The following is a 4780-nucleotide window of genomic DNA, read 5'->3' on the forward strand; positions in this document are numbered from 1 at the left end:
CTCTCCGCGCGTCCAACTCTCACCGACCCTGTGGGCGACTCCCCCTCACCCAACCCTCTCAGCGCGAGCGAAGCTCGTCGCGGCCCCGCAAGCGGGGCGAGGGAGCGCACAACGCCGCGGCGAACTTGAAGGGGGTCAGCGTGGCGGTGTATCCGGCGAGGACGGCGTGCAGCCCGGCTGAAGCTGCGGCGAGGGGATTTCCGGCGAGGGCGCGCCCTGCCCCGGCTTGGGCGCCGGATGATCCATCAGCACGGATTCGGCGACGGATTGCGCTGAGGGTGCGGGCGGCACCGCCGGTGCCGGCTGCGGCGCAATCACCGGCTCGAACTTGCGCTCCGACGCCACATCCTCCTCCGGCGCTTCGGCCTGGCGCTTGGCCTTGCGTGGCGCCGCCACCGTCGTTTCAGCGACATAGGTGACGCGACGGCGCGTGCGCTGGGCGATGCCGCCGAGGAAGTCGGCCATCGCGAGCAGCACCAGCAGGAAATAGGTGGAGTTGCCGAATTTGGGCCACATCACGAATTCGGCGGCAGCCGCGCCGAACACGATCAGCGACAGCAGGTGATCCATCAGGAATTTCGAGCCGGGCCGCGCACCTTTGACCACCTCGAGCAGCAGCAGCACCACGCCGAGCGCGAGCAGGAGGTCGGCAAGCGTGACCGGCCAGGTCTCGCCGGACACCATCGGCACCCTGAACAGCACGTCCGTAAAGGACACCGTCGGCATCAGGAAGGCGATGATGTTGTAGACCGCGAGCGGAATCAGAAGCAGCGGGAAACCGACCATCGGCAAAATGCCTTCTCGATCAAGATATCCGGACAGGACAATGCAGCGGCGAAGCATTTGCTCCGCCGCCGTCACCGTCTATCTCATGGGTTGGCCGAAATCAGGCGGGCCCAATCATCCCGCCTGAAGAAAGATCCTGCCTTCAGGACTCTTTCTTCTTCAGGACCTGGCGGCCCTTGTACATGCCGGTCTTGAGGTCGAGATGGTGCGGACGACGGAGCTCGCCGGAGTCCTTGTCTTCCACATAGGTCGGCTTCTTGATGGCGTCTGCCGAGCGGCGCATGCCACGGCGCGACGGCGAGGTTTTTCTTCTCGGAACGGCCATTTCAATATCCTCTAGGGATTGGTGTCATCAGGGCATCGTCCGCGAAGGGACGGCTCAGCACCCGCAAATACGAGGCGAGCTGAATGCCGATCAAGGCCGCGCTTATAGAGGAAGGCTGGCCGTAAAGCTAGGCTCTTGGGCCGGAAAATACGCCCGGAACGGGCCCGAAATCAGTGATTTTCGCGCCAGCAGGTCGCAAGCGAGCTCGCCTGCCCCCGCGCCATATAGGTCGCCGCCAGCCGCCTGACACCCGGTCCGGGGGTCCGGGCACTGCGTTTGACGGGATTGGGCAGGGTCGAGGCCAGGATGGCGGCTTCCCGGGGGGAAAGGCTGGCGGCCGATTTGCCGAAGGCATAGAGGCTGGCCGCCTCGACGCCAAACTGCCCCTGTGGACCGAGCTCTGCGATGTTGAGGTAAATCTCCAGGATCCGCGGCTTGGGCAGGACGAGGTCGATCCACAGCGCCAGCGGGAATTCCAGCGCCTTGCGGACGAAGTCCCGCCCCTGCCAGAGGAACAGGTTTTTTGCGACCTGCTGGGTGATGGTGGAGGCGCCCCGGAACGGCGTACCGTCCTCCTGGGCGTCATCGATCGCCTCACGCAGCGCACCCCAGTCGATGCCATGATGCCTGCAGAAATGGGCATCCTCGGCTGCCACCACCGACCGCGGCAGATACGGCGACATCGCCGCCAGATCGATCCATTGCCGCTGCATCGGCGCGCCACGAAGCGAACGCCAGGCCATCAGCGTCGAAACCGGATGGCCGGTCCGGTAAAACGGCGCGATCACATAGGGCGCGACAGCCACGACCGCGAGCACGACCAGCAGGATCTTGACGATGCGCAAATCGACCTTTCCGGCGCAAAATGAAACGCGGCCACGGGCTGGGCCATTAAGTCTGTGATAATTCGGGCCTTTTCCAGCACTTTTTAGGCCTTCCAACCGATTGACTGAGGCGGGCGCATAAAGGATTGTCCGGCCGAATTTTAGTTCTGGAGCCCTTCTTGATGACCGGCACGTCCCCGTCCGATTTCGCCAAACGTCTGGACAAGACCGCTGATGACACCGAGGCCCTGCTCGGGCGCCTGCTGTCGGACGACATCCTGCACGACGAGATCGCCCGGCCCAAGCGACTGATGGACGCAATGCGCTATTCGAGCCTGAACGGCGGCAAGCGTCTTCGGCCGTTCCTTGTGGTCGAGAGCGCGACCGTGTTCGGCGTGCCGCGCGAAGCGGCACTGCTCGTGGGCGCCGCGCTCGAATGCATTCACTGCTATTCGCTGATCCATGACGATCTGCCGGCCATGGACAATTCCGACCTGCGCCGCGGCCGCCCCACCCTGCACAAGCAGACCGATGACGCCACCGCGATCCTTGCCGGCGACGGTCTTTTGACGCTCGCCTTCGACATCGTCACGCGCGACGAGATCCATCGCGACGCCAATGTGCGGCTGCTCTTGACGCGCGCGCTGGCGCGCTGCGCCGGCATCGGCGGCATGGTCGGCGGCCAGATCCTCGATCTCGCCGGCGAAGGCCGCTTCGGCGGCAACGAACCGATCGATGTCGCCCGTATTCAGCAGATGAAGACCGGCGCGCTGCTGCGCTATGGCTGCATCGCCGGCGCGATCCTCGGCCAAGCCTCGAGTGCGGAATATCAGGCGCTCGACGATTACGGCCGCGCGCTCGGCGAAGCCTTCCAGATCGCGGACGACCTGCTCGACGTCGAGGGCGATGCGGCCGCGCTCGGCAAGCCTTCGGGCCAGGACGCCGCGCTCGGCAAGACCACCTTCGTCACCCAGCTCGGCATCGAAGGCGCCAAGCAGCGCGTGCGCGACCTGCTGGCGCGGGCCGACAGCGCCGTGTCGATCTTCGGCGACCGCGCCGCCGTGCTGCAAGCCGCGGCGCGCTTCGTCGCCGAACGGAAGAACTGACGTTGGGTTTTCACCTCTCCCGCTTGCGGGAGAGGTATAGGCCGCCTCTGGCGGCCGTCCTCTTAAGACGCCGAGGCAAAGCCTCGGCTATGCCGAAGGCGCGGGTGAGGGCTCTCTCCTCTCGGGGGCTCCCGCTTATGGAGACACCCTCTCCCCGACCCTCCCCCGCAAGCGGGGGACGGATCGCACCAGCGATGCCGCTCAGGACTTACCGGACGATCTGCATGACAAAAGAAGATCCCGTCCTCGTCCGCTTTCGCCAGATGTCGCGGCCGATGCGGCTGCTTTATGCACGGCCGCGAACGTTCATCGCGCTCGCTGTCGGCATCCTCGTCTGCCTGCTGCTGCCGGGCACGCATCGGCTAGTGACGCGGCTCTTGTTCGGTTGGGACGCACTGATCGCGGTCTATCTCGTGCTGGTCTATGCGATGATGCTGTGCAACGACCACCAGCACATCCGTCGCGCCGCTGCGATGCAGGACGACGGCCGCTTCGTGATCCTGCTGGTGACGGCGACCGGCGCCTTCGCCAGCATCGCGGCGATCGTCTCCGAGCTCGGCACGTCGCATCGCGGCGTCCTGGAGCTGACGATCGCGATCACCACGATCGCGCTGTCATGGGCTGCGGTGCACACGACCTTCGCGCTGCATTACGCGCATGATTATTATCGGCACGGCACGGCAGGAGGCCTTCAGTTTCCGAGCGGCGACAAGGAAGACCACGCCGATTATTGGGATTTCGTCTATTTCTCGTTCGTGATCGGCATGACCGCGCAGGTCTCCGACGTCGGCATCACCGACAAGACCATCCGCCGCACGGCGACGGCGCATGGCATCGTGTCCTTCATCTACAACACGGCGTTGCTGGCGCTGACGGTGAACATCGCGGCAAGCGCGATTGCGACTTAGCCGTCGTCCCGGCGAAGGCCGGGACCCATACCGCGTGATCTATCGCATGCGGGTGGTGCGAGTACTGGCGAAGACTTCATAACTGCTGGTCTTCGCCCAACTCCTCCCTTTGGTTATGGGTCCCGGCCCCCCGTGCGCAATTGCGCACTAGGCCGGGATGACCGTAACCGTATCAGTAACAGACCTCGGCATTGGCGTCGTTGCCGGGGCCGCCGCCGCCGCGATATTCGAGACGGCAGCCGCGATGCACCGGACGGCAGCCACCGCTATTGCAGTAGACCTGCCCGCCGCCAGTCGCGCGGCCGGCGCCAGCGGCAGCAGCAACGCCGGCAGCGGCACCATAACCGCCCGCTCCGCCGGCGGACTGACGACGCTGCCGTGCAGGACGCTCGTCGCCATCGTCGCGCTTGGCAGTTGCAGACTTGGCAGCTGCAGGTTTGGCCGTTGCGGGCTTGGCGGCACGCTGCTTCTCGCACTCATTGTCGTCGTTGACCGCATAGCCGTCACGACAGACGATCTTGCTGCATTTGTCGCCGTCGGCCTTGAAGCCGTGCTCACAGACCAGCGGGCAGACGCGCGACGGTTTTGACTTGACCGCATCGAGCGCATCGGTGCTCGCCACCTTCACGTCGAGCTTGGTGCCGGCATAACGGTTGAACCGCGACAGCGACCGCTGCGATGACGCATTCCAATTGCCGTCGGCCTGCCCGGAGAAGCAGCCGACGCGGCCGAGTTCGGTCTGCACCGAGCGGCTGAGATCGGCCGGCGCAATCGCAGGCGTCAGCGCGGCGACGTTGGTGCCGGCCGGACCGGCCGTGCTGGCCGGCGCAG

Annotated in this window: 5 protein-coding genes and 1 pseudogene; 2 read left to right on the forward strand and 4 right to left on the reverse strand. The window is 65.4% G+C overall.

The genetic code is table 11. The annotated features are described in order from the left end of the window. Positions 1-135: 135 nt before the first annotated feature. The 3 genes from CWO91_RS41555 to mtgA form a co-directional block, all read right to left on the reverse strand. Positions 136-786: a hypothetical protein gene (locus CWO91_RS41555; protein WP_165406076.1), complete on the reverse strand. Its 651-nt coding sequence runs from the start codon at positions 784-786 to the stop codon at positions 136-138. Between the two features lie 142 nt (positions 787-928). Then, positions 929-1111: a 50S ribosomal protein L32 gene (gene rpmF / locus CWO91_RS41560; RefSeq protein WP_007598106.1), complete on the reverse strand. Its 183-nt coding sequence runs from the start codon at positions 1109-1111 to the stop codon at positions 929-931. 170 nt (positions 1112-1281) lie between these two features. Further along, a complete protein-coding gene (gene mtgA / locus CWO91_RS41565) occupies positions 1282-1956 on the reverse strand; it encodes a monofunctional biosynthetic peptidoglycan transglycosylase (RefSeq protein ID WP_130221081.1) in 675 nt (224 codons plus the stop codon). Between the two features lie 161 nt (positions 1957-2117). Here mtgA and CWO91_RS41570 point away from each other — a divergent pair, with 161 nt between their 5' ends. After that, positions 2118-3041 carry a polyprenyl synthetase family protein gene (locus CWO91_RS41570; protein ID WP_130221082.1) on the forward strand — a complete coding sequence of 308 codons (924 nt, stop codon included), beginning with the start codon at positions 2118-2120 and terminating at the stop codon, positions 3039-3041. Between the two features lie 224 nt (positions 3042-3265). Then, on the forward strand, positions 3266-3949 hold the full coding sequence (locus tag CWO91_RS41575; protein ID WP_130221083.1) for a DUF1345 domain-containing protein: 684 nt from the start codon (positions 3266-3268) through the stop codon (positions 3947-3949). Positions 3950-4121: 172 nt separating this feature from the next. Here the strand turns inward: CWO91_RS41575 and CWO91_RS41580 are convergent. Next, a pseudogene (locus tag CWO91_RS41580) lies at positions 4122-4780 on the reverse strand (caspase family protein); the annotation flags it as partial.

This window comes from Bradyrhizobium genosp. SA-3 (assembly GCF_004212635.1).
Taxonomy (GTDB): Bacteria; Pseudomonadota; Alphaproteobacteria; order Rhizobiales; family Xanthobacteraceae; genus Bradyrhizobium.